General features: G+C 60.6%; 22 protein-coding genes and 1 tRNA gene. 9 read left to right on the top strand and 14 right to left on the bottom strand.

The genetic code is table 11. The annotated features are described in order from the left end of the window. Positions 1-128: 128 nt before the first annotated feature. Positions 129-1,502: a glutamate--cysteine ligase gene (locus tag ACIQUB_RS09155; protein WP_113238522.1), complete on the top strand. Its 1,374-nt coding sequence runs from the start codon at positions 129-131 to the stop codon at positions 1,500-1,502. 99 nt (positions 1,503-1,601) lie between these two features. Further along, positions 1,602-2,477: a DUF937 domain-containing protein gene (locus tag ACIQUB_RS09150; protein WP_113238521.1), complete on the top strand. Its 876-nt coding sequence runs from the start codon at positions 1,602-1,604 to the stop codon at positions 2,475-2,477. A 97-nt stretch (positions 2,478-2,574) separates the two neighbouring features. Here ACIQUB_RS09150 and ACIQUB_RS09145 read toward each other — a convergent pair whose 3' ends face one another. After that, on the bottom strand, positions 2,575-2,874 hold the full coding sequence (locus tag ACIQUB_RS09145) for a DUF1127 domain-containing protein (protein WP_113009985.1): 300 nt from the start codon (positions 2,872-2,874) through the stop codon (positions 2,575-2,577). A gap of 203 nt (positions 2,875-3,077) precedes the next feature. Here ACIQUB_RS09145 and ACIQUB_RS09140 point away from each other — a divergent pair, with 203 nt between their 5' ends. Then, complete coding sequence (locus ACIQUB_RS09140) at positions 3,078-4,034, top strand: LysR substrate-binding domain-containing protein (RefSeq protein ID WP_018898533.1); 957 nt, start codon at positions 3,078-3,080, stop codon at positions 4,032-4,034. 23 nt (positions 4,035-4,057) lie between these two features. Here the strand turns inward: ACIQUB_RS09140 and ACIQUB_RS09135 are convergent, their stop codons facing one another. The 5 genes from ACIQUB_RS09135 to ACIQUB_RS09115 form a co-directional block, all read right to left on the bottom strand. Further along, the gene (locus ACIQUB_RS09135; RefSeq protein ID WP_113238533.1) at positions 4,058-4,705 is read right to left on the bottom strand and encodes a TetR/AcrR family transcriptional regulator; all 648 of its coding nucleotides are present in this window, start codon (positions 4,703-4,705) and stop codon (positions 4,058-4,060) included. Between the two features lie 288 nt (positions 4,706-4,993). Further along, a complete protein-coding gene (locus tag ACIQUB_RS09130) occupies positions 4,994-5,416 on the bottom strand; it encodes an MAPEG family protein (protein WP_113238532.1) in 423 nt (140 codons plus the stop codon). Between the two features lie 98 nt (positions 5,417-5,514). Then, positions 5,515-6,072, bottom strand: coding sequence for a hypothetical protein (locus ACIQUB_RS09125; RefSeq protein ID WP_113238520.1), 558 nt, complete (start codon positions 6,070-6,072; stop codon positions 5,515-5,517). After that, positions 6,072-7,556 (bottom strand): IMP dehydrogenase, encoded by a 1,485-nt coding sequence (gene guaB / locus ACIQUB_RS09120; RefSeq protein WP_018898529.1) that lies wholly within the window; start codon positions 7,554-7,556, stop codon positions 6,072-6,074. Before guaB ends, ACIQUB_RS09125 begins: the two co-directional genes overlap by 1 nt. Positions 7,557-8,009: 453 nt before the next feature. Continuing rightward, on the bottom strand, positions 8,010-9,002 hold the full coding sequence (locus tag ACIQUB_RS09115) for an MBL fold metallo-hydrolase (protein WP_113238519.1): 993 nt from the start codon (positions 9,000-9,002) through the stop codon (positions 8,010-8,012). 254 nt (positions 9,003-9,256) lie between these two features. Here ACIQUB_RS09115 and ACIQUB_RS09110 point away from each other — a divergent pair, with 254 nt between their 5' ends. Next, positions 9,257-10,681 carry a DHA2 family efflux MFS transporter permease subunit gene (locus ACIQUB_RS09110; RefSeq protein WP_113238518.1) on the top strand — a complete coding sequence of 475 codons (1,425 nt, stop codon included), beginning with the start codon at positions 9,257-9,259 and terminating at the stop codon, positions 10,679-10,681. Between the two features lie 13 nt (positions 10,682-10,694). Here the strand turns inward: ACIQUB_RS09110 and ACIQUB_RS09105 are convergent, their stop codons facing one another. The 3 genes from ACIQUB_RS09105 to ACIQUB_RS09095 form a co-directional block, all read right to left on the bottom strand. Further along, positions 10,695-11,090 carry a VOC family protein gene (locus ACIQUB_RS09105; RefSeq protein WP_047508248.1) on the bottom strand — a complete coding sequence of 132 codons (396 nt, stop codon included), beginning with the start codon at positions 11,088-11,090 and terminating at the stop codon, positions 10,695-10,697. An 81-nt stretch (positions 11,091-11,171) separates the two neighbouring features. Next, positions 11,172-11,891, bottom strand: coding sequence for an RlmE family RNA methyltransferase (locus ACIQUB_RS09100; RefSeq protein ID WP_113238517.1), 720 nt, complete (start codon positions 11,889-11,891; stop codon positions 11,172-11,174). A 23-nt stretch (positions 11,892-11,914) separates the two neighbouring features. After that, a complete protein-coding gene (locus ACIQUB_RS09095; protein WP_113238516.1) occupies positions 11,915-13,477 on the bottom strand; it encodes an exopolyphosphatase in 1,563 nt (520 codons plus the stop codon). 259 nt (positions 13,478-13,736) lie between these two features. Here ACIQUB_RS09095 and ACIQUB_RS09090 point away from each other — a divergent pair. Then, a tRNA-Gln gene (locus tag ACIQUB_RS09090) sits at positions 13,737-13,810 on the top strand. A 365-nt stretch (positions 13,811-14,175) separates the two neighbouring features. Here ACIQUB_RS09090 and ACIQUB_RS09085 read toward each other — a convergent pair. Next, the gene (locus ACIQUB_RS09085) at positions 14,176-15,282 is read right to left on the bottom strand and encodes an acyltransferase (protein WP_113238515.1); all 1,107 of its coding nucleotides are present in this window, start codon (positions 15,280-15,282) and stop codon (positions 14,176-14,178) included. Between the two features lie 361 nt (positions 15,283-15,643). Here ACIQUB_RS09085 and ACIQUB_RS09080 point away from each other — a divergent pair, with 361 nt between their 5' ends. Further along, positions 15,644-16,075, top strand: a complete 432-nt coding sequence (locus ACIQUB_RS09080; RefSeq protein WP_113238514.1) for a hypothetical protein — start codon at positions 15,644-15,646, stop codon at positions 16,073-16,075. Between the two features lie 49 nt (positions 16,076-16,124). Here the strand turns inward: ACIQUB_RS09080 and ACIQUB_RS09075 are convergent, their stop codons facing one another. From ACIQUB_RS09075 to ACIQUB_RS09060, 4 genes are all read right to left on the bottom strand, one after another. Further along, positions 16,125-16,859 carry a class I SAM-dependent methyltransferase gene (locus ACIQUB_RS09075; RefSeq protein WP_113238513.1) on the bottom strand — a complete coding sequence of 245 codons (735 nt, stop codon included), beginning with the start codon at positions 16,857-16,859 and terminating at the stop codon, positions 16,125-16,127. 124 nt (positions 16,860-16,983) lie between these two features. Beyond that, a complete protein-coding gene (locus ACIQUB_RS09070; RefSeq protein ID WP_113238512.1) occupies positions 16,984-17,649 on the bottom strand; it encodes an NTP transferase domain-containing protein in 666 nt (221 codons plus the stop codon). After that, entirely contained in the window at positions 17,625-18,299 is a 675-nt protein-coding gene (locus tag ACIQUB_RS09065) for an HAD family phosphatase (RefSeq protein ID WP_113238531.1), read from the bottom strand. The genes ACIQUB_RS09070 and ACIQUB_RS09065 overlap by 25 nt, the downstream gene beginning before the upstream one ends. A gap of 2 nt (positions 18,300-18,301) precedes the next feature. Beyond that, positions 18,302-19,822: a CDP-glycerol glycerophosphotransferase family protein gene (locus ACIQUB_RS09060; protein ID WP_162737557.1), complete on the bottom strand. Its 1,521-nt coding sequence runs from the start codon at positions 19,820-19,822 to the stop codon at positions 18,302-18,304. 427 nt (positions 19,823-20,249) lie between these two features. On the opposite strand from ACIQUB_RS09060, the gene ACIQUB_RS09055 reads away from it, so the two are divergent. Genes ACIQUB_RS09055 through ACIQUB_RS09045 form a run of 3 tightly spaced genes read left to right on the top strand, consistent with a single transcriptional unit; the run spans position 20,250 to position 22,262 of the window. Beyond that, positions 20,250-20,339, top strand: a complete 90-nt coding sequence (locus ACIQUB_RS09055; RefSeq protein ID WP_111561755.1) for a K(+)-transporting ATPase subunit F — start codon at positions 20,250-20,252, stop codon at positions 20,337-20,339. A gap of 35 nt (positions 20,340-20,374) precedes the next feature. Further along, positions 20,375-22,078, top strand: a complete 1,704-nt coding sequence (gene kdpA, locus ACIQUB_RS09050; protein ID WP_402929284.1) for a potassium-transporting ATPase subunit KdpA — start codon at positions 20,375-20,377, stop codon at positions 22,076-22,078. Positions 22,079-22,088: 10 nt separating this feature from the next. Further along, positions 22,089-22,262, top strand: coding sequence for a hypothetical protein (locus ACIQUB_RS09045; RefSeq protein WP_162726921.1), 174 nt, complete (start codon positions 22,089-22,091; stop codon positions 22,260-22,262). The last annotated feature ends 112 nt before the right edge of the window (positions 22,263-22,374 follow it).

Below are 22,374 nucleotides of genomic sequence, written 5' to 3'. Positions count from 1 at the left end.
ACAGTTGCTGGTATTTTTTTGATGGCTGGTTGAAACAATTTCACTTGCAACATACGTGCCAGCGGTCCTAATCACCCTTCCTACTGTCCGGATACTTTCCGGGCGTTTCCCGAATACAGGTTACTTGAATGGCTCGCGATACCACCGACCAGACCCCGCTCTCTTCGGTTCAGGAGCTGACCGATTATCTTGCGGCGGGAAACAAGCCGGAAGAGAAGTTCCGCATCGGCACCGAACATGAGAAGTTCGCCTTCTTCCGCGCCGATAACAGCCCGGTTCCCTATTTCGGCGAAAACAGCATTTCGGGCCTGCTGAAGGGTCTCGAAGCCAAGAGCGGCTGGGAGCCGATCCTCGACGGCGAGAACATCATCGGCCTTGCCGAGCCATCGGGCATGGGCGCGATCTCGATCGAGCCGGGCGGGCAGTTCGAACTCTCGGGCGCGCCGCTCGAAAACATCCACCAGACCTGCAAGGAATCCAACGCGCATCTGGCCGTGCTGCGCGAGATCGCCGAGCCGATGGGCATCCGCTTCCTTGGCATCGGCGGCAGCCCGAAGTGGACGCTGGCCGAAACCCCGATCATGCCGAAGTCGCGCTACGGCATCATGAGCCGCTACATGCCAAAGGTCGGCACGCAGGGTCTCGACATGATGTATCGGACCTGCACGATCCAGGTGAACCTCGACTTCTCGTCGGAAGCCGACATGCGCAAGAAGATGCGCGTTTCGATGAAGCTGCAGTCGCTGGCAACGGCGCTGTTTGCCTCCTCGCCCTTCACCGAAGGCAAGCTCAACGGCCTGCAGTCCTGGCGCGGCGATATCTGGCGCGACACCGATAACAACCGCTCCGGCCTGCTCGACTTCACCTTCCGCGACGATTTCGGCTTCAACGACTATGTGGAATGGGCGCTCGACGTGCCGATGTACTTCATCGTCCGCGACGGCCGCTACAAGGACTGTACCCATATCACCTTCCGTCAGTTCATGAACGGCGCGCTGAAGGGCGAGATTGCCGCCTGGGAGCCGACGATGGGCGACTGGACCAACCATCTCTCGACGCTGTTCCCCGACGTCCGCCTGAAGCGCTTCCTCGAGATGCGCGGCGCCGATGGCGGCCCGTGGCGCCGCATATGCGCGCTGCCGGCCTTCTGGGTTGGCCTGCTCTACGACGCAACCGCACTCGAGGCGGCCGACCAGCTGACCAAGGACTGGGGCTTCGACGAGGTGAACGCGCTGCGCAACGCGGTGCCGGCCGAGGGACTGAAGGCCGCATTCCGTGGCCACACGCTTTACGATACGGCGCGCGACGTGCTTGCCATTTCCAAGGCGGGCCTCAAGGCGCGTGGCAAGCTCAACAGCGAAGGCCAGGACGAGACGATCTTCCTGTCGCCGCTCGATGAGGTCATGGCCAAGAAGGCGACGCTGGCGGAAGACCTGCTGGCGCTCTACAACGGCCGCTGGAACGGTTCGGTCGAGCCGGTGTTCACCGAATACCAGTACTAGAACCAGGCTCTAAGCCCTTCTGCAAAAAGCGGTTTGCGCATTCCTTTTTCCGGCTATAGTGACGCGATCATGCGTCGCGAACCGGGAAAGGGCTTTTCCATGCTGCCACTCTTCGACATGATGATGCAGGCGCAGAACGGCGCGGCGATGGACGCGATCTCCAAGCAGTTCAACCTGGCGCAGGAACAGGCGACGCAGGCGATGGCCGCGCTGATGCCGGCTTTCTCAGCCGGGCTGAAGCGGAGCAGCAGCAACCCCTACGATTTCATGGGCCTGATGCAGGCGGTGTCCTCCGGCAACTATGCCAAGTATTTCGAGGACATGAGCAAGGCGTTCACGCCGCAGGGGATCTCCGACGGCAACGACATCCTGGCGCAGCTCTTCGGCTCCAAGGACGTGTCGCGGGCAGTCGCGGCGCAGGCGGCGCAGATGACCGGGATCGGCCAGGAAATCTACAAGCAGATGCTGCCGATCATGGCCGGCACGCTGATGGGCGGGCTGTTCAAGCAATCGATTGGGCAGATGAACGCGCCGGTGAACCCTTTCGTCAACACGGCGATGGGCGAGAGCATCCAGCAATGGCTGCAGGCAACCGGCTTCGCGCCGAAGCAGACGCCGACGCCGCAGCCGAGCATTTTCGACAATCCATTCACGCAGGCGATGCAGCTGATGTTCAGCGCGCCGAAGCCGGAGCCTGAAAAAGCGGCACCGGCCAATCCCTTCCTCGACAATCCCTTCACCAAGGCATTCCAGGAAATGATGGGAAGCTTCGCGCAGCCGGCGCCACAGAAGCCGTCGGAAGCGCCAAAGGCGAGCGAAAAGGCTGAGAAGGCGCCCGAGGCCTCCAGCTACATGGACATGCTGAACACCATGTTCGACAGCGGGCTCGAAGTGCAAAAGGGCTACCAGAAGAACATGGAGGCGATCTTCGAGAGCTATATGCCGAAGACGTCGCCCTCCTCTCCCAAGCCCTGACAGCAGGCATAAAAAAACCCGGAGACGACTGGGAGGTCGGCACCGGGCAAGAGGCAGGGTTATTGGCTATCACCCTGCGGGGAAAACTGGTTTAGGCTCAATCCTGATTAAGCCGGTGAAGCGAGTTACGGCCGCGATTGCGCGCGGACCGCGTCAGCTGATCCGACGGATCCTCGAAGAAGGTCGAGGCCAGGAAGGCCGCGTCGAGATCGGCCCGCGAAAGGCCGATATCCTTCAACTGGTTGTCGTCGAGCTCGTGCAGCGCGTTGATCTCCATACGATTGCGGAACACGCGCAGTACGGATGCCAGCGTTGCGAAACCGGCGACGAGACGCTGCGAATAGGTCTTGGTCGCGGGGTTGCAGTCGAGTTCTAATATCCGGTCTGTCGTGCGCATGGGATGATCCTTTCATGGGCGCGCAACAACCCGCCCTTTCCGCGCGATCAGGCACGGAGAGGCAAGTTGGTTTTCGAGCGGACAGGCCGATTTGCCTGGCCATCACTTTGATTGATTTGCAGCCACAAGATGCCAAACGGCTATTGATCAGTCCAACGAATGTTTCTAATGATTATCATCAGAGATGTTTATAGGTGAGAACCATGGCCGCGCCTCTTGATATTGACCAGCTGCAGACCTTCATCGCGATCATCGATTCCGGCAGCTTCACCAAGGCCGCCGACCGGGTCTACAAGACGCAATCCGCCGTTTCGATGCAGATGCGCCGCCTCGAGGAGCGGATCGGCAAGCAGCTGTTCATCAAGGACGGCCGCGGCAACCGGCTGACGGTCGAGGGCGAAAAGTTGCTCAACTACGCCCGCCGCATCATCCGCCTCAACAACGAGGCAATCGCAGCCTTCGACGACAACCGGCTCGAGGGCACGCTCAGGATTGGCACGCCCGACGATTATGCCGAGCGCTACATGCCGGAGATCATCGGCCGCTTCGCCAAGACGCATCCGAATGTCGAACTCTACATCGTCTGCGAACCATCGGTCGATCTGGCCGAGCGCATGCACAGGGGCGAACTCGACATCGCGCTGGTGACGCATAATCCGCGCGTGCGCATGTCGGACGTGGTGCGGACCGAACCACTCTGCTGGGTCGGCTCGGCCAACCATCCGATCCGCGACGACGCGCCGGTGCCGCTTGCCGTCGGCCGCCGCGACTGCCCGTGGAGACAGACCGCCATAGCCGCGCTCGACGCGGGCGGGCGCGAACATCAGATCCTGTTCACCAGCTGGTCATGCACCGTCATCGCGGCGGCGGTTCTCTCCGGGCTTGCCGTTTCGACAATGCCGGAATCGGCGCTGCGCACGGGCATGAAGGTGCTGACCCAAGCGGACGGCTTCCCAGCGCTCCCCCCGGTGCAGATCGGCATCATGAAGCGGCCGGGCGTCTCGATCTCGCTGATGAACGCGATCACCGCGCACATCACCGCCTGCCTCGACAACATCACGCCTGCCGTGGTGGAGGACAATCTCGACGCGGAGGTGAAAGGCACTTACGTGCGCGCGCAGCCGCGCCTGAAGGTCGCGAACACGGTGACCAGCTGGTAATCGGCACAAGCTGGTAATTGGGATCAGCCCGCGACCATTTCCGCCGGCATGGATGTGAAGAAGGACCTGCGCACGAGGGATTTGCATTCCTGCAGAATGCGGGCCGCGAAGCAGGGGTCGCTCGTCACGGCAAGCCTGACCGACGAGCCGATCAGGTGGCTGAAGAGATAGGTGCGCGCCTCGCTATCGACATTGCTGAACTCGGGCGCGATGCGCTGGGCCGTTTCGCGAAAGATCCGGGCGATGCGGCTGTTGTGTTCCACATTGAGCTGCGAAAGGTCCTGATCGGTCTCGGTGCCGAGCCAGATGCCGAGGCTCGCGGCATCGTTGCGATAGTCCTCGTAGTGCCAGTCGATTGTGGCTTCGAGCACATCGAGCGCTTCCGGTACGGATTGCACAGACGCGAAAGCATCCGCCACCCTTGCGCGGATGGCCAGCGAATGGCGATCGAACAGCGCTTTGACGATCGCGGCCTTCTCGGGGAAATACTGGTAGACCGAGCCGATCGGTACGTTGGCGGCAACCGCGAGTTCGGTCATGCGCATGGCGCCGACACCCTTGGCCGCGATCAGCTCCGAGGCGGCGGACAAGATCAGGTCCAGCCTCTGAATACTGCGTTCCTGTTTCGGCTTCCTGCGGAGGCCAATGCGATCGAAGCTCCCGACGTTCATGTCGTTCCCCATCCCTCTTATTCGCAGACCGGACACTGCCCAAAACCGGCCCTTTCGGCCGATATGACATGCAGGCCTTCATGAGGCGTAAACGAGAAAGCTTGTATTCTAACGATCGGCAAAAGCTCAACCAAACCGGGGTGATAAGCCCTGATTTGGTCGGTTCCGGAGGGTAAATTTACGCCATTTTCAGGCCGAACACAGGCCGCGACACGCTGCTAGCCGTGTTGCTTACAGAAAACCGGCCGCATCGCTGATTCGTGGAGACAGACGATGATTCCCGACCGCTCAGCCGTTCGGGAACATTATCCAGACGGCAAGCCAGACCCACATGACGCCGAGCACGAGATAGCCGGCGGCAAAGAGCGGGCTGCGGTAGCGCAGGTTATTGCTGGTGACGTGGACGAAGGCGTGGACATAGCGCAAGGCAACGAAGATCCAGGCAAGCACGAGCGCGATCAGGTTATCCGCTTCGGTCATGTATAGAAGGATGCAGCAGGCGTAGAACAGCACCGGCAACTCATACTGATTGGCCAGGCTGTTCTTGACGATCAGGCTCTCGGTAGGCTCGCCACGGTTTTCGCGATAGTCGGATGCATGCACCTTGCCTAACTTCAGCATCTTCTGGCGGCGATAGCCGAGCAGCATGTAGAGCATGTAGACCAGCGCCGCATGGGCGATGATGGGCCAGAACATCTCATAGCCTGTCATTCCGGTCATATGCTCGTCTCCTTTTGCCAGTTTTCTTTTGGTGTCAGAGCTTTAGAGCAAACGAACCGGCGTTTCCAGTGTCGGTTGGGCCAGCGGCGTCAGCGATCCGTCGGCGGCACGATGCGGTAGACGAGAAAGCGCAGGATGACGATGACGCAGACGGTCAGGCTCGCGAATTTGAGGCTCGACGCCCATGGCAGCAATGCCGCGGCGAAGCTCCACTCGGCGCCGCCGGCGAAGAGGTTGTCGGTCAGGATGTTCTCGGCATAGTCGGAGAAGCCGTAGATGAAAGGCAGCGCATAGATCGCGGCGATCATCAAGGGATGCATCGGACGATTGAAGTAGCGGCCTGCGGGGCGCAGCTTGGCGAGAACGGTAAAGAGGAACGCCGTCAGCACGAAGGGCAGGATCAGATCGGGCCCGCGATGCATGGCGACAAGCAAGTCGCGCGCTTCCGGCTTTCGCTCGAGCAAGCCGCGCATGGCGTCGATATCGCTCGCATCATAGCGACCCAGCCGCGCTTCGAGCATCGCGGCGTGGGTCATATCCTGAAACGGCAGGACGTAGCCCAGGAGCATCCAGATGAAGATGCCCAGGGAGATGGCCGCGAGCAGCGCGACGACCAAGGTCGGAATACGGCTGCTCGCGTCGTTCATCAGGCGCCGGAACCCGGGTAGTTCGGGCTTTCGCGGGTGATGGTCACATCGTGCGGATGGCTTTCACGCAGGCCGGCGCCGGAGATGCGCACGAAGGTCGCGCGTTCCTGGAAGTCCTTGAGGTCCTTGCCGCCGACATAGCCCATGGCAGCCTTCAGGCCGCCGGCGAGCTGATGCAGAACGCCGGAGACCGGCCCCTTGTAGGGTACCTGACCTTCGATGCCCTCTGGAACGAGCTTCAGGGTGTCGCGCACTTCCGCCTGGAAGTAACGGTCAGCCGAGCCGCGGGCCATGGCGCCAACGGAGCCCATGCCGCGATAGGCTTTGAAGGAGCGGCCCTGATAGAGGTAGACTTCGCCCGGGCTTTCATCGGTACCGGCAAGCAGCGAGCCGATCATGACGGCGGATGCGCCGGATGCGATCGCCTTGGCGACGTCGCCGGAGAACTTGATGCCGCCATCGGCGATGACGGGGACATCCTGGGCGCGGGCCGCTTCGACCGCCGACATGATGGCGGCAAGCTGCGGAACGCCGACGCCTGCGACGATGCGGGTGGTGCAGATCGAGCCTGGACCGATACCGACCTTGACCGCATCCGCACCTGCATCGATCAGCGCCTTGGTGCCATCCGACGTGGCGACATTGCCAGCCATGACACGCACGGAGTTGGACAACTTCTTGACGCGCGCGACGGCGTTCAGAACGCCCTGCGAGTGGCCGTGGGCGGTATCGACGACGAGCAAGTCGACGCCGGCCTCGATCAGGCGCTCGGCGCGCTCGAAGCCATCATCACCGACGCCGACGGCGGCTGCGGCGCGGAGGCGACCCTGGGCATCCTTGGAGGCGTTCGGGTTGAGCTGCGACTTCTCGATATCCTTGACGGTGATGAGACCGACGCAACGGCCTTCGCCATCGATCACCAGCAGCTTTTCGATGCGGTGGGCGTGCAGCAGGCGCTTTGCTTCCTGCTGGTCGACGGTTTCCTTGACCGTGACGAGGCCCTCGCGGGTCATCAGCTCATAGATCTTCTGGGCGGGATCAGAGGCGAAGCGGACGTCGCGGTTGGTCAGGATGCCAACGAGGCGGCCGGACTTTTCGACAACAGGGATGCCGGAGATGCTGTGGATCTTCATCAGCGCCAGTGCATCGGCGAGCGTCGCATCCGGGCCGATGGTGACAGGGTTGACGACCATGCCGCTTTCGAACTTCTTGACCTGGCGGACCTGCTCGGCCTGCTCGATCGGGGTCAGGTTCTTGTGAATGACACCAAGGCCACCGGCCTGCGCCATGGCGATCGCGAGCCGGCTTTCGGTGACCGTGTCCATGGCGGACGAGATAATGGGTATGTTGAGTTCGAAATCGGTGGCAATGCGCGTTGCAACGCTGGTCTGGCCCGGGAGGACGTCGGAGTGACCAGGCTGAAGCAGCACGTCATCGAAGGTGAGTGCGTCTAAACCGGTCGGCGTTTCAATGATGCGAGCCATGGCCAATTCCTTATAAAAGAAAAATGCACCCTCACCCGGAACGTCTTATCCGCACCGGCGATGTGTAAGGTTGCTTTGGAAGTTGGCGAGGGCTGGTACCACGTCTATGGCGTTAAGGGAATAGTAAAAAATGTGGCCGGCCATGGGTGGGGTAAGCGAGGTTCGAGAACGGTCGCCATGCGCTCTCTTGCGCCGAAAGCACGTCGGCTAAGGTTTCGCGCCGCCCTCACCGCATCCTCATCGCTATGCCCGTCACAGGGATGCGGCGCGGTCAAGTCCTTGAGCGCAATGGACTCTTCTCGCCGCGCCGACGCGCTTCGGCTGGATTCCTGTGACGAGCACAGGAATGAGGACGGAGAGAGACAGGCGCGCCTTCCCGCCGAAAAACACATCCCAAGAACACGACAAGCCCGGCGCGGTGGCCGGGCTTGGTATGGCTGCCATGCAGCAGGATCAGAGGTCGAACTGGTAGGTCTTGGGAACGAAGCGGTAGCCGCTTTCGTAAACTTCCGCATAGCCGACGGCCGGGAACGGCATGTGATAGCCGAGGAACGGCACCTTGTCGGCTGAGATCATGTCGAACACCTTCTTGCGGGTGGCGGCTGCCTGAGCCTTGTCCATATCGAAGCGGACTTCCCAGGTCGGGTTCTGCAGCGACAGGATGTAGTGGTTGGCGGTGTCGCCGGTGGCGATCAGGCGCTTTCCATCCGACTCGATGTTGAAGATCATGTGGCCGGGCGTGTGGCCAGGGGCCATCATCGCGGTGATGCCGGAGGCGATCGTGTCGCCCTCGCCGATGAAGGTCATCTTCTCGGCCAGCGGCACGACATTGGCGAGAACAGCCTTCTGGTTACCCTCGGCCGGCGTTCCCTCGCGGGCCTTGTCGGTCCAGAAATCGTACTCGGTCTTGCCGGCGATGTAACGGGCCTTGGCGAAGGCCGGTTTGCCGCCTTCCATCAGGCCGCCGATGTGATCGCCATGCAGATGGGTGAGCGCGACGATCGTGATGTCGTCGGTCGAGTAACCGGCGGCCTTGAGGCCGGCTGCGAGTTGGCCGTTGCCCTTGGCGCGACCGCTTTCGCCGAAGCCGGTGTCGACAAGGATCACCTCGGAGCCGGTATCGACCACGAAGGGCGCGAAGGTGTTGACGAACTTGTCCGTCGGCAGGAAGTTCTTGACGAGCAGCGCCTGAACGGTTTCCGGCGTCTGGTTGGTGCCGAAAGTCTCATTCGGCTTTTCGCCAACCACGCCACCGTCCTTGACGACGGTGAACTTGAAGGAGCCGAGCTTGAACTGATTGAACTGGGGCTGCGTCGTCGCATCCATCTTGGTGTTATCTCCGGTTGCGGCCATCACGGCCGTCTCTTTCAAAATCATGGGCGCGGCCAGCAGGCCAACGCCTGCCGCTACAAACGCGCGCCTGTTCATCCCCATCGAAATCGCCATGTTCCATCCTTTGTAATAACGCACGGCACATTGGCGCGCCGCCCCCATCGTCATGACGGACCACCCTTTATCGCAATCCGCCGAAACGAACATATGTCAATTCCGCGCGTTGAAATCCCTGAACCATCCGTCTCACGCAGACGTGATGCATTCGCATTTCCTAAGATGAATGCGCACTTGGCAGACGCCGGTGCGAGGACTAAAGAGCAGTGGCTTTCCGAGCCGCCTTTGCTAGACCCCCAAGGCTTTCGCGCATGAACCGCATCGTTCCCCTGATCCTTGCCGTCGCGCTCTTCATGGAGCAGATGGATTCAACCGTCATCTCGACCGCGCTGCCGGCGATCGCCAACGACCTGCATGTCGGGCCGATCACGCTGAAGCTGGCGCTGACATCCTATATGGTGTCGCTCGCCGTTTTCATCCCGATCAGCGGCTGGATGGCGGACCGGTTCGGCGCCAAGCGCATCTTCCGCCTCGCCATCTGCGTCTTCGTCGTCGGCTCGATCTTCTGCGCGATCTCGTCGGGCCTTATCGAATTCGTCGTCGCCCGCTTCCTGCAGGGCATGGGCGGAGCTATGATGACGCCGGTCGGCCGCCTGGTGCTGTTGCGCACCACCAAGCGCAGCGATCTGGTTTCCGCCATGGCGCTGCTCACCATTCCCGCGCTGGTCGGGCCGCTCGCGGGACCGCCGCTCGGCGGCTTCATCACCACCTATTTCACCTGGCACTGGATCTTCCTGATCAACGTGCCCGTCGGCATCATCGGCGTCTGGCTGGCGACGATCTTCCTGCCCGAGGTCGAGGCGACGGCGCCGCCGAAGCTCGACATCACCGGCTTCGTGCTCACTTCGTTTGCCGCCGCCGGCGTGGTCTTCGGCCTCTCCGTTGTCAGCCTGCCTGCGCTACCGCCGATCATCGGCATCGCGGCGACCGCAATCGGCGTCGTCTGCGGCGCGCTCTATGTGCGCCATGCGAGACGGCACCCGGCACCGATCCTCAATCTGCAGCTCTTCAAGAACCCGACCTTCCGGGCGTCGACGACAGGCGGCACGCTGTTTCGCATCTGCATCGGCGCCATGCCTTTCCTGACGCCGCTGATGCTGCAGCTCGGCTTCGGGCTGACGCCGTTCCAATCCGGCCTCATCACGTTTGCCGGCGCGATCGGCGCGATCACCACGAAGTTCATGGCCAAGCGGGTGTTCGCGGCGGTCGGCTTCCGCTCGACGCTGTTGACGGCGGCGGGCGTGACCACACTGGTGACTGTGACAACAGGCTTTTTCACGCCGACGACGCCGCACCTCGTCATCATCCTGGTGCTTTTGATCGGCGGCTTCTCGCGTTCCTTCTTCTTTACCGGCGTCAACGCGCTTGCCTATGCCGATATCGACGACGCGCAGGCGAGCCAGGCGACCTCGATGAGCTCGGTCATGCAGCAGATCAGCCTGGCGCTCGGCGTGGCTGTCGCCGCGGCGATCCTGGAGACCTCGATCTTCATTCGCGGCGAAGCGCTGCAGGTGGTGGACTTCCACATTGCCTTCTACGTGATCGCGCTGATGACCGTGGTCGCGACCATCCCCTTCATCCGCATGGACAAGCATGCCGGCGCGCTGGTCTCCGGCCATCGCGTCAAGCCGCTCGCGGCAACGGTGCTGGAGGCGGAACAGCAGGCGGTGAAGTAAGCGTCCGCGACGTTTATTCGGCGGCCGGCTCCGGCGCCTCGCAGACGGCGCTCAGCTTGTTGCCATCGGGATCGCGCACATAGGCAGCATAGAAATTGGCGTGAAAGGGGCGCAGGCCCGGCTCGCCCTCGCTGACGCCGCCGGCTGCGATGGCCGCGCGATAGAAGGCATCCACATCCGCCCGGGTTTCGGCCGCGAGCGCAATCATCGTGCCGTTGCCATTCGAGGCGCGGCGGCGGTTGAAGGGGGTGACGATCCACAAGCGACAGCGGATATCGCCATCGGCGGCGTAGCCGATCTCTTCTTCCGAGTAGCGCTGGCGGCGATAGCCGAGAACGGGAAGCACGACATCATAGAAATGCCGGGCCTGATCGATGTCGTTGGTTCCGAGCGTGACGTAAAGCAGCATTGATATCCGCGGTCATTCCGGTCTTGGCCCAATGATGGGCTGTCTTGGGAGTGTCATACTCCACCCGGAATGGTCTCGAAATCAAGCCTCGGTTTCGTCGGCCTGAGCTTTGCGTCCCTTGAAGCCCTTGGCGAGCAGGAACATCTCGACGGATTCGGCGCGCGACGACGCCGGCTTGACGTGGACGACCTGCTTGAAATTCTGCTTCAGCAGATTGAGCAGATCCTTTTCCGTGCCGCCCTGGAAGGTCTTGGCCAGGAAGTGACCGCCCTCGCCAAGAACCTCGATCGCGAAATGCGCGGCGACTTCGCACAGATGCATGGTGCGCAGATGGTCCGTTCTATGGTGGCCCGTGGTCGGCGCCGCCATGTCGGAGATGACGAGATCGGGCGTGCCGCCAACCGCTTCCATCAGTTTGTCAGGTGCAGTCGGATCGAGGAAGTCGAGCTGCAGGATCTTGACGCCGGGGAGCTGCGCCATCTCCAGGAAGTCGATCGCTGCGACGCGGATGTCCTCATCCGTCGAGCCGGTGACCTTGGCGGCAATCTGCGACCAGCTGCCGGGTGCGGCACCCAGATCGATGATGCGGCGCGCACCCTTCAGGATGCCGTGCTTCTCGTCGATCTCAAGCAGCTTGAAGGCTGCGCGGGCGCGGTAGCCCTCGAGCTGGGCGCGCTGCACATAGGGATCGTTGATATGGCGCTGCAGCCACTGGCGCGAGGACGCCTTCATTTTCTTGTTCTTGACGCGCTGGCCGAGCTTGCGGCCGGTGCGGTTGCCCGCAATGGTTGGCTTGGTCATAGCTGATCCCCTATTTGCCGCGCTTACTTGCCGCGTTGACCGCGGCGGTGGCGATGGCGCCGCCAGACGCCGTCATCCGCCATCATGTCGGTGAGAAGGCCTTCCCTCAAGCCACGATCGGCAACGCGCATGCGCGGGCTTGGCCAACGGCGGCGAATGGCCTCGAGAATGGCGCATCCGGCGAGCACCAGATCGGCGCGATCCGGCCCAATGCAGGGATTGGCGGCGCGGCTGGCGAAATCCCAGGAGAGGAGCTTCGCCTGCATGGCCGAGACCTCATCATCGGACAACCAGATGCCATCGACCTTGCGCCTGTCGTAGCGCGGCAGATCGAGATGGACGCCGGCAAGCGTGGTAACCGTACCCGAGGTGCCGATCAGGTGAAAGTCGCCGAGATCGCCATCGATGACGGGGCAATCGAAGCCGGAGAGCATGCCCTCGACCTCAAGCACCATGCCCTCGAAGACATCCGGCGTGACATCGCGGCCGCCGTGGCGCTCGGACAGTGTCACGACGCCGACGGGAAGCGAGGTCCAGTGGGTGATGTGATTGGCAAGACGACTGAAGCGGCTGTCGCCGATGCGGATGACGGCGATTTCCGACGAACCGCCGCCGATATCGAAGAGCACGACGGAGCGCGTCTCACGGCCGACCAGCGAGGAGCAGCCGGAAACGGCGAGCCTGGCTTCTGTTTCGCGATCGATGATCTCAAGCTCGAGCCCGGTCTCGGCGACGACGCGCTGGAGGAACTCCTCGCCATTGCTTGCCTGGCGGCAAGCTTCGGTGGCGATCAGCCGCATCCGGCGGATCTCGCGGTTCTTGAGCTTGCCGGCGCAGACGCGCAGCGCATCGACGGCGCGGTCCATCGCATCGTCGGACAGACGCCCGCTCGCAGCCAACCCCTCGCCCAGGCGCACGATGCGCGAGAAGGCATCGACGACGCGGAACTGGCCCGGACGGGTCGGCTGCGCGATCAGGAGACGGCAATTGTTGGTGCCGAGGTCGAGTGCTGCGTAGAGCTCATCCGGCCAGGGATGGGCGGAAGCCGTCCTTTCGCCGCGCTCCTGATGATGACGCTGGACGCGATTGTCGTTTTCGCCGCGCGCTTCCTGCGCGGGACCGCGGCCGACATTCGGCTGATTCGCGGGTGCTTGCGCGGGCTGATGGCCTGATGGTTTTGCCTGCGCCAGCGGCCGACCCTGCAGGCCACGCTTGCCGCGATGCTTGCGACGGCCGCGCCTTCCCGAAGCCGCGTCGCCATCATGCGTTGCCGCACGATTGGCGGATGCGGCCTGATCACCCTGTTGCTGCTGTCTTGGAGCACCCTCGCCCGAGGCACCGGAACCGCGACGGCGGCGCTTGCGCTTGCGGGCCGATGTCTCGGCCGCAATGTCCGTTGGACGTGCATCCATTGGGCGCGCTGCCTCGCCGGCAATGCCGGAGGGGGCATGCGAAGCGGCCTGAGCTGCATTGCGGGATTGCCCGCCACGCTTGCCCTTGCGGCGCCTGGATTTTTTGCCATCCTTGCGCGCTGCCGCCGACGCCCCGTCAGATTGCGACTTAAAGCCGCCTTCGGGGTCTTCCACGTTGTTTTTCCACCGCGCCGCGCAAGTCCTGAAGGATGAACTCCCTGAGGTATGCTGCTGGCGCTCATTCGATTTTGCGTTGGCGCGAAGATACCAGCGCTCGGCCAAAACGACAAATTCTTTTTCCCAACCCTCAAGAATCCGCCTTTTCCAACACTCCACAGCACCGCTCAAATTTTTTTCAAACAGCTATTTGCATTCCGCGATGATTTGGTTATAAGCGCCGCACAGCAGCCAAGCACGCTTCGGCAGCGACTGCTGGGGAATAGTTCAATGGTAGAACGACGGACTCTGACTCCGTTAATCTTGGTTCGAGTCCAGGTTCCCCAGCCAATATCTCTAAATCCCCTTAATTCCTTGATTTTCCGGTCGTGCCGGATGTCGTTTTCGCACCATTGGCAACTTGATGTCTAGAACTGCAACCCAAAGGTGACGCCCACGCGGAACAAGCGGCGGTGTCAAGGGTGGCAGGCAGGAAAATTCCTCATGGCGGTCTGCCACGACGTCGAAAATGTCATCCACCGCGCAACGCCGTCACGCCATCTGTTGAGATTCTTCGCGGTCCGGCGCCCGCTCATCCCTTTCGAAACAGCAAGCTACAACTTCAAATATAAGCTCCACGCGGAAGATCTCTAAGCCTTCCGGCATTCGTCGAGCAGGGAAATAGTTGGCCGATTTTTGCTCCGCTCGCGGCCAAACTATTCCGCCGCCACCGCGGCAGGCTTTTGCGCGCCAGCTCGCACCACTGGAACGAGCTTGAAGTGGTCTTTGTAGCGCGCGATTGGTTCCTCGAGGTACTTCCAGGACAAATGTGCGATTGCAATTGAAAGTGTTACGAGAACGGCAAAAGCTAGCCAACTTCTTTCTGTAGCAAACTGCAAAAAGGGAATACGCGCCAAGATGGCTGGGAGGAACATATGATAGACAAATATTCCATAGCTGATCTTTCCAAGGTATCTGAGCGGCTTCAACTTCAACCAATCAAGCAAGCTCGATTGGCTTGGATTAACCGCAAGCGCGATAATAGACGCACTCCAGGTGGATGCCACAAACGGATAAAACAATGCATTCGGGAATCTGACCAGCGTCAGCGTTGCCGACAGTGCTGTGAAGATGACGGTTGTGATGATTAGTGTTCGTCGCGCTTTCAACTCGGTCCACAGCCAGTTCAAGTCTTTGCGGCGCTCGATTTCTACCATCAAGGCTCCCGTAGCGAGACTGACGAGGTTTCCGGGAAAAAGTACCGTTAGCGTAGGAGGCATTCCGTGGAAATAGACCATCCCCCTAAACAACAGGGTAATCGCAGCGCAGCCAAGAAAGAGACCGACGATCCTCGTTGGACAAAGTGAAACAATCAGGATGAACCAAAGAAGGTAGAACTGTTCCTCTGTACAAAGGCTCCAAAAATGATCTGCACCCGTTCCCCATCCGCTCAGCCCGATTTTAAAATTTGTCAAATATAGCGAATGTATCCAGATATTTTCCCGAATATGTGGTAATCCCAAAATTAGGGCGACCAGCAGCGCCGAAAAAAATGGAGGCGAAAGCCGCAAAAATCTCCGCCAATAAAAGTGGACCGCCGCTGATTTTGGCGTGAACCCATCATAGTTTACAAGAATTCGTGTGATCAAATAGCCGCTAAGCACGAAGAAAAGAGTTACCCCGGCACCGCCGGGACTGAGAGTGACAAGGTGGGTGGGAGCGAAGTGCTCAAACAATACACCTGCAACTGCGACGGCGCGAAGGCCATCAAGGCGAGGCAGGTACAACAACTGTATGCGATCGCCCAAAACGATTCCTTCCATCTGCAAAATTTGACCCCACCAAACGGTACTTCAGGAACGAAGCCTTTCACCCTAGCTTTTAGTTTTCCGAGATAATCCCTTCGGGGGAAGCAGATGACTGGTGCAGCTATTGATAGTTTGGTCTGCCCCGTGAAAGTGATCCTTCTTGAAGTGTGCTCATACCGATCCTCCAGAAATTCGACTTTCTGGATTCCAAAAAACGACAAATCTCACCCAGAGCACCGAGCGGTGTGACCTCCATAGAAATCTAAGCGGACGTTTTGACAGACGAAATGAAAGCTGCTGCTATACCAGTTCAGTCTAGCCTTGCGAATACGTAGATTCGCGCGCAGATTGCGATGCCGATGACTGGAGCACGCGTATGGATTTCATATCTTGGCTGTTTGGGCTGATTGGCCTTGCCAATGACCGCACGATGCGTGCGAGTGACAAACGTGCCGAGGTATCACGACTTAATGCCGAGGTCGCTGGCGAACTTGGCAAAGCTCTCGACATTCTTTCTCTGGCGACGCCGCGACTAAAGCGCCTCTCATCCCAAATTGCGACTGAACATCCCGAAATAAACCTTAGCATTGTGAAGTTTCTGGATGAGCAACGAGCCATGGCTTTAGCGATGCTCAAACAAACGGAGGACAACAAGACGAAAATCACAGAGGCGCGCGGATTTCCCGATTGGGACAAGGCAGTGCGCGATTTTCAAGAATGGCGTATTGCCGCTTCGCGTATCCCGCCATGGATTCAAGGCATTGTCGACCGCTATGATTCTGTGTTTATTGAGAATGGGATACGTTGATAGGCTGATGAATTTCGTTTGATGCCTGTGTTCCCAACGGCACCACCCCTCACCCCCGCCGCAGCGTAAAATACCGCTGCGCCGTCTCCGCCCGGTTGCGCAGCGCCAGCGGGAACGCATACTCGCCGCAGACTTCGAACTCGAACCCCGCCTCGACCAGCGTGTCGGTCATCACCTCGGTCAGCTCCGTGGTCGTGCGGTAGATGGCGTTGTAGACTTCGTCGAGCTCTTCGGAGAAATGCTCCTTGAGCGTCAGGCGAACATCGAGTTCGGAAAGCGATTCGCGGACGTAGATCGCGGCGTTCGGGGCTGCGACCTTGGCGATCATTTCGAAGCTGTCGTGGACGGCTTCGTCGTTCAAGTACATGAAGAGGCCCGTGATCAGGACAACGTCGAAAGGCGGTTGCAGCCTGAAGTCTTCGACTGCAATTCTGGGGACTTCGACGGCCTGAAACTGGATATTGCTGTCGTTGCCGATATCGGCCTCGGCACGGGCGATCAGTTCCTCGGAGAAATCGAAGCCGAGATACCGGTTGCCGCCGTCGTTGTAGAAACGCGCGAGGCGACCAGCGCCACAGCCGAGTTCTAGAATCTTCGACGGGCGCTCGAGGCGTGGCAGGAGATGCGTCTTCTCATGGATGTCGCGGTCGACGGCGATCGTCGAGCCCTCGGATTGCAGCATTACCGCGTTGACGGCATTGCCTTCCTTCCTGGCGCGACCATTGAAGAAATCGCGCACCTTCAAGGCGTCGATGCTTTCCTGGTCCTTGTATATGCGGCTCATGCTCGGTTCCGTTTCTTACCTGCACGGTTGAAGTGTAGCTCGATCCCGAGGATTCGCTTGTCACGCGTTAAGCCTTTGCATCGCCGGGCGTCGCAAAGCCGCTCGCAGGTGCGCGCGACATGCTTCAGCCGGCCAGCGCTTGGAGATTGAAGTGGTGGAGATTGTCTCTCGCCAGCGCCAGGTCCTGCTCGCTGTCGATCTCGTAGGCGATCACCTCATATGTGCGGATCGGCAGGAACTGCCTGAGGTGCTCGTAGACCGCCGTGTTGCCGATGTCGGCAAAGTAATCGACCGGCAGCCAGGCGATGTTCGCCCACTCATATTCGGTCGGATCGTCGCGACGGAAGCTGGTAGCAAGACCATCCTCGCGCGTTAAGAAGACCGCGTCGCGGGTCTTGGTCTTGGTGATCCCGAGCTGCGCCACGCCGGGCTCGCAGGATGCGAGGAAGGCTACGAAGCTTTCCGGCTCGATCAGCATGTCACCATCCATGAACAGACAATCGCCCTTGATGTAACGGCCGCCGAGCTCGTAGCTGTGCAGCGTGGTGGTGCTGCGGAAGCCGGGATTGCGGACGATAAGCACATCCGGGCGGATGGCGCGGATCGCCGCGATGACGGCCTTTTCCTCGAAGCCGACGATGACGCGGACGTCCTCGACATCCTTCAGCAGCGACAGCAGATGCTTGATGATCTTGACGCCTTCGATCTCGACCAGGCACTTCGGCTTGCCATGGCCCAGCCGCGAGCCGAGGCCGGCCGCCGCGATTACAGCGTGTTTAACAGACGGCATAGCGACTTCCCATCGAGAGCGACATAGTTGGACACGGAGACCAGTGCGTCGGGCGCGCCATGCAGGCCGGTGAAGGCGATGCCGATATCGGCGACGTCGAAGAGCGGCACGTCATTGAAACCGTCGCCGATGGCGACGAGGCGGTCGAACTCTTCCTTTAGCTCAAGGCCGGCGACGTTCTTGCGCATGACCGTCTCGAGGCCGGTAATCCAGCCGTCTTTATCGGTCGTGGCTGTTGAGGTGTAAAAGCGGCAGCCGAGGCGCTCGGCCAGCGGCGCGATCCAGAGATCGAGATTGCCAGTCACGACGAAGCAGCGATCGCGGTTTTGGCGGATGAACTGCTCGATATCGGGGTCGAACTCGACTTCCGCGACGATCGAGCGGATCCGATCGAGACCGGCGCTGCGCAGGATGGCGAAGCGCAGGCGAAAGGAATCCTCGAAGGGTATCATGCCGGACATGGTGAGTTCGGTCAGGAGCCGCATTTCGGATTCAAGGCCAAGCTCGGAGGCGATCATCGGCAGCAGTTCGGCGCGGGTGATCGTGCCATCGAGATCGAAGGCGAAGCCGGTGCCACGCTTTTGACCCTTAACCGCGCCCGTCTCGGCGACGACAGGTAGTGTCAGTACATGCTGTTGCGCGCGGTACATGCTCAGGACCTCGATATCTTTATATCGGCTGCAATGGAATCAAGAATGATGCTGGCGGCTGGCTCCGTGCGGGGAAGCAGCACCTGCAGAAGCTCCTCGCGCTCCTTCACCAGCTTCCAGGGCTTACCGTCTTTGTAATCGAGCGCCACCTGGCGCAGCTGATTGAAGGTCTCGACGCGGTGTCCCGCGCGTTCGGCCAGCCTTCCCAGCGCATTGAAGGGCGCATGAACGCCGGAATCAATAAAGATCAGCGGCTTTTCGAAGAGATGATATTCATGGAGGAACGATACGCCGTCGGTGATCATCAGATCCGAAGCGTCGAACAGCTCGCCATAAGTGCCTTCACAGATGGTGCAGTTCGGCAGGGCCGACCATGCGTCAAGATAGTGCTGATAGGCGCCGTTGCGGAAGAGGCCGCTCTCCTCGGCGCCAAAGGCCAGCGCCGGATGCGGCTTCAGCACGAACTGGATGTCCTTGGCTGACCGCGCCCAGGCCAGCATCTGCTCGTAAATCTTATGGAAAACACCAAAGCCATAACCGTTGACGGCCAGCGAATGGTGCGGCGCCCAGATGACGCGGAAGGTGCGACCGTTCGGCTCAGGGATCGGCCATTCGCCCTTGCCCTTGGCTTCCATCAGCTTGTTGAGCTTGGGGTAGCCTGAAAGCACGAACTTGTCCGGATCAGAGTGCGCAAACGAACGGTAGTAGGACTGCGTCATCTCCGTCTCGCAAAAGACCTTCCACGCGAGGCGGTGATATTGCTGATCGTAGTTGTCGGGATAGGCCTCTTCAGAGGGGTCCGTAGCGTTGGGATTTGCGAGCACGCCCATGCCATATGGAACGACGCAGATACGCGCGAACGTGATCTCGAGCGTGCGCAGGCCATGAGGGACCGGCGAATCCCACTGCTGCTGGCGGAACACCACATCAGGCATGAGATTGCGCAGGACATCCAACGCGTCGTAGGACTGCATATTCAAGCGGATGTGCGGGATGTTGAGGGCGTTCAGGCCTTCGTGCACCTCATCTTCGCCCGTGAATTCGGCCCGTCCGAGCTGGCTGTTATCGATAGAGACGACCATCGGATGATAGCGATCATCGTGGGTCATGGCCGAATAAACGTCAGCAAGCGCATCCCACATCGGAATCGACTGGACGATGAAGACGCACCGGATTTTCTGTGTGGCGGGACCAAGACGGCGCAACGTCATCTGGCTGACTTGCTTGACGGTATGCCCATTAACGGCCAGCTGGGTCAGCCGGTGGTCGAGACGGGTCAGGACCTCCCTCGTCAGGGGAATCTTGTCCTGCGCGTTCTCCTCGACCGCCTTCTTGACGATCTCGTTCACCTGACTGGGCAGTGCCTGCAATTGGCCATGGAACGTCTGCAGCAGCTTGGCGATTTCGAACTGAACGGCCCCCTGAACTTCGATGCGCTCACCAAGCTGTTCCACCTGCGCTTTCAACGACGCCAGCTCGGCCAGTGTATCGGTGGCGCTCGCAGTCGATTCAGTCTTTGGCATGCCATTGGCCTTCACGTATCGCAACGGACATTCGGGCGAACAGCCGAGGCAGGTGGGTTCCTTATCGGCCGCAACCTATGGCTGGAAGCTTTCGCCAGACTGGACAGCATGTCGGGCCTCTTGTCGGCGACAACGCCCGCGTGACCCCATCGCGCATTTATAAGATTTTTATATTGGCGGCTTTTTCCGCGTCTCGAACCTTAATGCGCTTCGGCCGCATATTGATGGCCGGGCGATCGCAAGATCTTGCCCGAGACACCAGGGACAAGCGCATGGCCCACCGGCCGGCGTCGCGTCTCCATTTCGAAACAATTCAAGGAGTGATGGTCGATGATCGACATCGTTCTGCTCGGTATCACGATCCTGTTCTTCGTGCTCTGCGCCGCCTACGCACACGTCTGCGACAGCCTCTAGCGGGAGAAACACAGTGATATTCGACTATGTCCTCAGCGGTGCCGTGACCGTGTTCCTCACCGTCTACCTCACCTATGCCCTCATCCGCCCCGAGCGATTCTGATCTCTCATAGCGCCGGGTATTGAAAGTTAATTAAGATGACCCTCAACGGATGGCTTCAGATCCTGCTTTACTGCGGGATCGTTATCGCGCTCGTCAAACCGCTCGGCGGCTACATGACGCGTGTCTTTTCGGGCGAGCGCACGCTTCTCTCACCCGTCCTCGCTCCGATCGAGCGGGGACTTTACGCATTGTCGGGCACCAGCGAGCGCGAAGAGCAGCACTGGACGACCTATGCGATCTCCATGCTCGCCTTCAATCTGCTGGGGGCGCTGGTGCTCTATGCGCTGCTGCGACTGCAGGCCGTGCTGCCCTATAATCCTGCCGGCATGGCCGCAGTCGGGCCAGAGCTCTCCTTCAACACCGCCGTGAGCTTCGTCAGCAACACCAACTGGCAGAACTACGGCGGCGAAAGCACGATGTCCTATCTGACGCAGATGGCAGGGCTCACGGTGCAGAACTTCGTCTCGGCGGCAACCGGCATTGCCATCGCGCTTGCCTTCATCCGGGCGTTTTCGCGCGCATCCGGCAAGGCCGTCGGCAATTTCTGGGTCGATATGGTGAGAGCCACCTTCTACATCCTCCTGCCGCTCTCAATCGTCATGACCCTTGTCTTCGTAGCACTCGGCGTACCGCAGACGCTTGGCGCCTATGTCGAGGCGACCACGCTCGAAGGTGTCAAGCAGACGATCGCGGTCGGTCCCGTCGCCTCGCAGCTGGCGATCAAGATGCTGGGGACCAATGGCGGCGGCTTCTTCAACGCCAATTCCGCGCACCCGTTCGAAAACCCCGATGCGATCTCCAACCTGATCCAGATGGTGGCGATCTTCGCGATCGGTGCCTCGCTCACCAACGTCTTCGGCCGCATGGTCGGCAACCAGAAACAGGGCTGGGCGATCCTCGCCAGCATGTTCGTGCTCTTCCTCATCGGCGTCGGCGTCACCTATTGGGCTGAAGCGGCCGGCAATCCGCTGATGCATGCCTTCGGCCTTGAAGGCGGCAACATGGAAGGCAAGGAAGTGCGCTTCGGCATCACACTCTCCTCGCTCTTTGCCGTCATCACCACGGCGGCGTCGTGCGGCGCGGTCAATGCCATGCACGGCTCGTTCACCGCACTTGGCGGCCTGATCCCGCTCATCAACATGCAGCTCGGCGAAGTGATCGTCGGCGGTGTCGGCGCGGGCTTCTACGGCATCCTGCTCTTCGTCATCATCGCCATCTTCGTGGCCGGCCTGATGGTCGGGCGCACGCCTGAATATCTCGGCAAGAAGATCGAGGCGAAGGAGATGAAGATGGCCGTGCTTGCCATCCTGTGCCTGCCGCTGACGATGCTGGTGTTCACGGCGATCGCAAGCGTGCTGCCTTCGGCCGTCGCCTCGGTCGGCACGGCTGGACCGCACGGCTTCTCGGAAATCCTCTACGCCTACTCCTCCGCCGCCGCCAACAACGGCTCGGCCTTCGGCGGGCTGACGGGGAACACGCCCTGGTACAACGTGACGCTCGGGATCGCGATGCTGGCCGGCCGTTTCCTGGTCATCATTCCGGCGCTCGCCATCGCCGGCTCGCTGGCGGCCAAGAAGACGGTTCCGGCCTCGAACGGCACGTTCCCCACGGATGGCCCGCTCTTCGTTGGTCTACTGACGGGCACCATCGTCATCGTCGGCGGCCTGACCTTCTTCCCGGCGCTGGCGCTCGGTCCTGTTATCGAGCACCTGATGATGATCTCGGGCCAGACGTTCTGAGGACATGACCATGCTGATCCGCCACTTCAGGCGCCACAAGCTCCCTGCCCGTTCCGGTCTTCCGGGGCGGGCGGGCAAGACCGGGGCCAGATCGATAAAGGGCTCCGACGTGGCGCTTCTCATGCTGGCCGCCCTTCTGGTTGCGGCCGCTCTCTACAAACTGATTTTCGGCCAGAGCTTCTGATCGGAACCGATATCGATTCACAGAGGGTGCGGTGAGCCCCTCCCCCTTGTGGGGAGGGGTTGGGGAGGGGAATTTCTTTCGCGGAAAACCCCTCCCGCCTGCCGGCCACCCT

Origin of the sequence: Rhizobium sp. NPDC090275, assembly GCF_044772225.1 — a bacterium.
Classification (GTDB): Bacteria; Pseudomonadota; Alphaproteobacteria; order Rhizobiales; family Rhizobiaceae; genus Rhizobium.
The sequence above is the reverse complement of the archived record's forward strand: the minus strand, read 5'-3'. Positions and strand labels throughout refer to the sequence as shown.

What these genes read in the sequence shown, in the direction of transcription:
- ACIQUB_RS09110 (WP_113238518.1), top strand. Translation starts at nt 9,257, where the DNA reads ATGAACCGCATCGTTCCCCTGATCCTTGCCGTCGCGCTCTTCATGGAG.
- ACIQUB_RS09060 (WP_162737557.1), bottom strand. Translation starts at nt 19,822, where the DNA reads ATGCCAAAGACTGAATCGACTGCGAGCGCCACCGATACACTGGCCGAG.
- ACIQUB_RS09115 (WP_113238519.1), bottom strand. Translation starts at nt 9,002, where the DNA reads ATGGCGATTTCGATGGGGATGAACAGGCGCGCGTTTGTAGCGGCAGGC.
- kdpA (WP_402929284.1), top strand. Translation starts at nt 20,375, where the DNA reads ATGACCCTCAACGGATGGCTTCAGATCCTGCTTTACTGCGGGATCGTT.
- ACIQUB_RS09130 (WP_113238532.1), bottom strand. Translation starts at nt 5,416, where the DNA reads ATGACAGGCTATGAGATGTTCTGGCCCATCATCGCCCATGCGGCGCTG.
- ACIQUB_RS09145 (WP_113009985.1), bottom strand. Translation starts at nt 2,874, where the DNA reads ATGCGCACGACAGACCGGATATTAGAACTCGACTGCAACCCCGCGACC.
- ACIQUB_RS09150 (WP_113238521.1), top strand. Translation starts at nt 1,602, where the DNA reads ATGCTGCCACTCTTCGACATGATGATGCAGGCGCAGAACGGCGCGGCG.
- ACIQUB_RS09140 (WP_018898533.1), top strand. Translation starts at nt 3,078, where the DNA reads ATGGCCGCGCCTCTTGATATTGACCAGCTGCAGACCTTCATCGCGATC.
- ACIQUB_RS09125 (WP_113238520.1), bottom strand. Translation starts at nt 6,072, where the DNA reads ATGAACGACGCGAGCAGCCGTATTCCGACCTTGGTCGTCGCGCTGCTC.
- ACIQUB_RS09080 (WP_113238514.1), top strand. Translation starts at nt 15,644, where the DNA reads ATGGATTTCATATCTTGGCTGTTTGGGCTGATTGGCCTTGCCAATGAC.
- ACIQUB_RS09065 (WP_113238531.1), bottom strand. Translation starts at nt 18,299, where the DNA reads ATGTACCGCGCGCAACAGCATGTACTGACACTACCTGTCGTCGCCGAG.
- ACIQUB_RS09100 (WP_113238517.1), bottom strand. Translation starts at nt 11,891, where the DNA reads ATGACCAAGCCAACCATTGCGGGCAACCGCACCGGCCGCAAGCTCGGC.
- ACIQUB_RS09045 (WP_162726921.1), top strand. Translation starts at nt 22,089, where the DNA reads ATGCTGATCCGCCACTTCAGGCGCCACAAGCTCCCTGCCCGTTCCGGT.
- ACIQUB_RS09070 (WP_113238512.1), bottom strand. Translation starts at nt 17,649, where the DNA reads ATGCCGTCTGTTAAACACGCTGTAATCGCGGCGGCCGGCCTCGGCTCG.
- ACIQUB_RS09135 (WP_113238533.1), bottom strand. Translation starts at nt 4,705, where the DNA reads ATGAACGTCGGGAGCTTCGATCGCATTGGCCTCCGCAGGAAGCCGAAA.
- ACIQUB_RS09155 (WP_113238522.1), top strand. Translation starts at nt 129, where the DNA reads ATGGCTCGCGATACCACCGACCAGACCCCGCTCTCTTCGGTTCAGGAG.
- guaB (WP_018898529.1), bottom strand. Translation starts at nt 7,556, where the DNA reads ATGGCTCGCATCATTGAAACGCCGACCGGTTTAGACGCACTCACCTTC.
- ACIQUB_RS09105 (WP_047508248.1), bottom strand. Translation starts at nt 11,090, where the DNA reads ATGCTGCTTTACGTCACGCTCGGAACCAACGACATCGATCAGGCCCGG.
- ACIQUB_RS09085 (WP_113238515.1), bottom strand. Translation starts at nt 15,282, where the DNA reads ATGGAAGGAATCGTTTTGGGCGATCGCATACAGTTGTTGTACCTGCCT.
- ACIQUB_RS09075 (WP_113238513.1), bottom strand. Translation starts at nt 16,859, where the DNA reads ATGAGCCGCATATACAAGGACCAGGAAAGCATCGACGCCTTGAAGGTG.